The organism is Pseudomonas sp. XP1 (assembly GCF_053557675.1).
The window spans coordinates 104,233-107,730 of the sequence record NZ_JBNRIJ010000017.1; the positions used below are offsets into that span (position 1 = coordinate 104,233).

At 63.1% G+C, this 3,498-nt stretch carries 4 protein-coding genes; 1 reads left to right on the forward strand and 3 read right to left on the reverse strand.

The features are described from left to right. The 3 genes from ACK1U9_RS16345 to ACK1U9_RS16355 form a co-directional block, all read right to left on the reverse strand. The coding region (locus tag ACK1U9_RS16345; RefSeq protein WP_449110024.1) for a 3-keto-5-aminohexanoate cleavage protein at positions 1-993 on the reverse strand (993 nt) is incomplete at its 3' end. A 54-nt stretch (positions 994-1,047) separates the two neighbouring features. Beyond that, on the reverse strand, positions 1,048-1,896 hold the full coding sequence (locus ACK1U9_RS16350) for a TauD/TfdA dioxygenase family protein (protein ID WP_085598826.1): 849 nt from the start codon (positions 1,894-1,896) through the stop codon (positions 1,048-1,050). 13 nt (positions 1,897-1,909) lie between these two features. After that, positions 1,910-2,890 carry a quinone oxidoreductase family protein gene (locus tag ACK1U9_RS16355; RefSeq protein ID WP_085598824.1) on the reverse strand — a complete coding sequence of 327 codons (981 nt, stop codon included), beginning with the start codon at positions 2,888-2,890 and terminating at the stop codon, positions 1,910-1,912. A 229-nt stretch (positions 2,891-3,119) separates the two neighbouring features. On the opposite strand from ACK1U9_RS16355, the gene ACK1U9_RS16360 reads away from it, so the two are divergent. Continuing rightward, the gene (locus tag ACK1U9_RS16360; RefSeq protein WP_080958527.1) at positions 3,120-3,326 is read left to right on the forward strand and encodes a hypothetical protein; all 207 of its coding nucleotides are present in this window, start codon (positions 3,120-3,122) and stop codon (positions 3,324-3,326) included. Positions 3,327-3,498 lie beyond the last annotated feature (172 nt).

The following is a 3,498-nucleotide window of genomic DNA, read 5'->3' on the forward strand; positions in this document are numbered from 1 at the left end:
CTTGAGGGTCTGCTCGATGCTGTCGTACTGCTGCCCGATGCGGTAAATGGCGCGTGCTTCCTTGCCGCTGGCAATCTCGCGGCCCAGCTCATGGGCCACACGCACGGTCTGCTGGATCTGCTGCACCGAGGTAAAGCGCTTGCCATGCTGGTCGATGATGGTGTCTTCGTTGCCGCAGCGTGGGTGCAGGCCCATGGCCAGGGCCATGGTGTTGAACGGCAGCACGTTCTTCAGCAACGATTCGGCGGTCAGGGTGCAACCGTCCGGCGCGCGGTGGATGAAGTTGAAGAAGTTGAACGGGTTGGGGCCGTCGAAGCCGCCGCCAATGCCGATCCAGGTCAGGTTCAGCGGGCCCATGTAGTCACCACGGCGGACGATGCGCTCGAGCGTCTCCAGGGCATGCATGCCGGTCAGCTGGAAATGCGGCTGGATGTTGCTGGCCTGCAGGCGGCGCAGGTGCTCGCGGACCCAGGCCGGGCCGGCCGGCACGGTCATCTCGCTGTACGCGGCATGAATCGCCGGGCTGGCCAGCGAGGTGCCTTCCAGGTACTCGGGGTACAGCAACTCCATGATGTTCATCTGCGTGGTGTTGATGGCCACGGTCACCTGGTCGGGGCGCGGCGTCAGCTCGGCGAGCATGTGCCGGGTGTCGTCCGACAGCCACTTGGCCGCCTCGCCTTCGCCTTCCGGAGCAAAGGAAATCGACCCGCCAACCTGGATGATCATGTCCGGCACCGCTTCGCGCACCCCGGCGATCAGCTCGTTGAACTTGGAAAGGCGCTTGGAGCCCTTGCCATCCAGTTCGCGCACGTGCAGGTGCAATACCGTGGCACCGGCATCAAAGCAGTCGACGGCCTTCTGCACCTGCTCATCCATGGTCAGGGGAATGTCTTCAGGGAAGTCTTCGGGCATCCACTCCGGGCCATAGGGAGCAACGGTGATCACCACCTTTTCCATGTTTTCCGGGTGCAACGAATCGTCGAAGAATTGCATGCTGTAGTCCTCGCTATTGTTATTGTGCGGTTGCCGCCAGCGATGGCGACGAACTCAGAACGTGGTGCTGCCCTTGATCCCGGCGCGTTCCATCTTGCGGTGGCACGGCGGGTAGTCCATGACGGCATAATGCTGTGTGCTGCGGTTGTCCCAGATCGCCACGCTGTTGGGCTTCCAGCGCCAGCGCACCTGGTACTCCGGCAGGTAGGCCTGGCTTATCAGGTAACGCAGCAGGTCGCTGGCACCGGGGTTGGCGTCCTGCCCGAAGCGCACCCGCTGCGGGGTGTGGTAGTTGCTGAAATGGGTGGTGAAAGCGTTGACGAACAACACCTGCTCACCGGTTTCCGGGTGGGTGCGCACCACCGGGTGCTCGGCATCAGGGAACTGCGCCTTCAGCGCCAGGCGTTTTTCCAGCGGCATGGCGGCGCCAAAACTGGCCTCGATGCTGTGACGGGCGCGCAGGCCTTCGATCTTGGCCTTCACATCGCCTGGCAGGTTTTCATAGGCCAGCACCATGTTCGCCCACATCGTGTCGCCGCCCACGGGCGGGCATTCGATGCAGCGCAGCACACAGCCCATCGGCGGTGCCTCGCGCCAGGTGGCGTCGGTGTGCCAGGCATTTTCATAGCGGTCGTTGGGCTGGTCGGGGCGCTTGTAGATCTGTACCAGCCCCGGATGCTCCGGGTCGCTGCCGGCCACCGGGTGGTCCTCCAGGTCACCGAAGCGGCGGGCGAAAGCCACGTGTTCGGCGCGGCTGAAGTGCTGGTCGCGCAGGAACAGCACACGGTGCCGGAGCAACTGCGCGCGAAGCTGGGCGAACAGGTCGTCGTCGTGGATCGCGTCGGCCAGGTTGACCCCACTTACTTCGGCACCGATCGCGCAGGTCAGTTGTTCGATGTGCATGCTGTTGCCCTCTTCAGATGACGAAGATCGACGAGCCGGTGGTCTTGCGCGCTTCCAGGTCACGGTGTGCCTGGACGGCATCCTGCAGTGCGTAATGCTGGTTGATCTCGATACGGATGCGCCCGCTGCCAACGTGATCGAACAGCTCGCCGGCCAGGTCGGCCTTCTCCGCCGGGTCGGCGATGAAGTCGGCCAGCGCCGGGCGGGTGAGCTGCAGCGAACCCTTGATCGCCAGCAACTGCGGGTCGAACGGCGGGATGGTGCCCGACGCCGTACCGACGCAAACCATCAGGCCGCGGCGCTTGAGCGCATCGAGCGAGCCCATGAAGGTGTTCTTGCCAACGCTGTCGAACACCACGTTCACCCCTACCCCATCGGTCAGTTCACGCACGCGCGTGGCAACGTCCTCGGCGCTGTAGTTGATGACGTGGTTGCAGCCATGGGCGCGAGCCACTTCGGCCTTGGCCTCGGTGGACACCGTGCCGATCACGTTCAGCCCCAGCAACTGCGCCCACTGCGCGACGATCAGGCCGACCCCGCCAGCGGCAGCATGCAGCAGCACGCTGTCGCCGGGTTTGAAGTCATGGAGCCGACGCAGCAGGTAGGCGGAGGTCAGGCCGCGCATGGTCATGGCGGCGGCGGTTTCGAAAGCGATGGTATCCGGCAGCTTGATCAGCGCGGCCGCGGGGATCAGGCGCTCGGTGCAGTAAGCGCCCAGGGTGTTGAGGAAGCCGGTATAGGTGACTCGGTCACCGACCGCCACCTGGGTCACGCCCTCGCCCAGCGCCTCGACCACGCCGGCCGCTTCCACGCCAATGCCGTTGGGCAACGGGATCGGGTAGGTGCCGTTGCGGAAATAGGTATCGGCATAGTTCAGGCCCACCGCCACCTGGCGCAAGCGCACCTGCCCCGGGCCGGGCTCGCCGACCTCGGCGTCCTCGTAGCGCAGCACCTCGGGGCCACCGGTCTGATGGAAACGTACGACTTTGGACATGCTTGTCTCTCCAATCATCGATCTGGACGCATGGCGTCAGTTCTGTGTGACTGGACTGTATGCCCTTGGTGTGTGGGGCGCTTCGCATCGGACGACAGCGGGTTTTCATTTGATGACAGTACAGCTGTCGACCTGCCGATCACGAAAACCGAGTTTTATTCATGAGTCTCCTTGATGGTTATCCATGGTCAGACTAATACTTAAATCTCTGCCTGGGGAGGCACGAAAAATGCAACCAAGATTCGTTATCGTTCCCGCTGTACCGATCGAAAAGGAATCGTTCCGCGTGGGTAGCCGCTATTACGCCGCTACCGTTTGTGGGGGTTTCGACATTTACGATAACCAAGCGAAGGAGCGGCTCAAGCCCAGTTATCCAAGCAGGACGGATGCACTGGTGCAGTGCGAACAGATGAACAAACGCGGTGATGCAGGCTGATCGCGGGCGCGCTGTCTTACCCAGAATCCAGACGCCTGCGCGATCCCTGTAGGAGCGGCCTTGTGTCGCGATGGGCTGCGTAGCAGCCCCCGGATCTTGCGTTGATGCACAGATTGCCGGGGCTTCGAAAAACTGTCGAACGTGCCGGGGATACAGGAGGTGAACTCGATCG

Coding starts and splice junctions, on each gene's coding strand:
- ACK1U9_RS16350 (WP_085598826.1), bottom strand. CDS start 1,896: ATGCACATCGAACAACTGACCTGCGCGATCGGTGCCGAAGTAAGTGGG.
- ACK1U9_RS16355 (WP_085598824.1), bottom strand. CDS start 2,890: ATGTCCAAAGTCGTACGTTTCCATCAGACCGGTGGCCCCGAGGTGCTG.
- ACK1U9_RS16360 (WP_080958527.1), top strand. CDS start 3,120: ATGCAACCAAGATTCGTTATCGTTCCCGCTGTACCGATCGAAAAGGAA.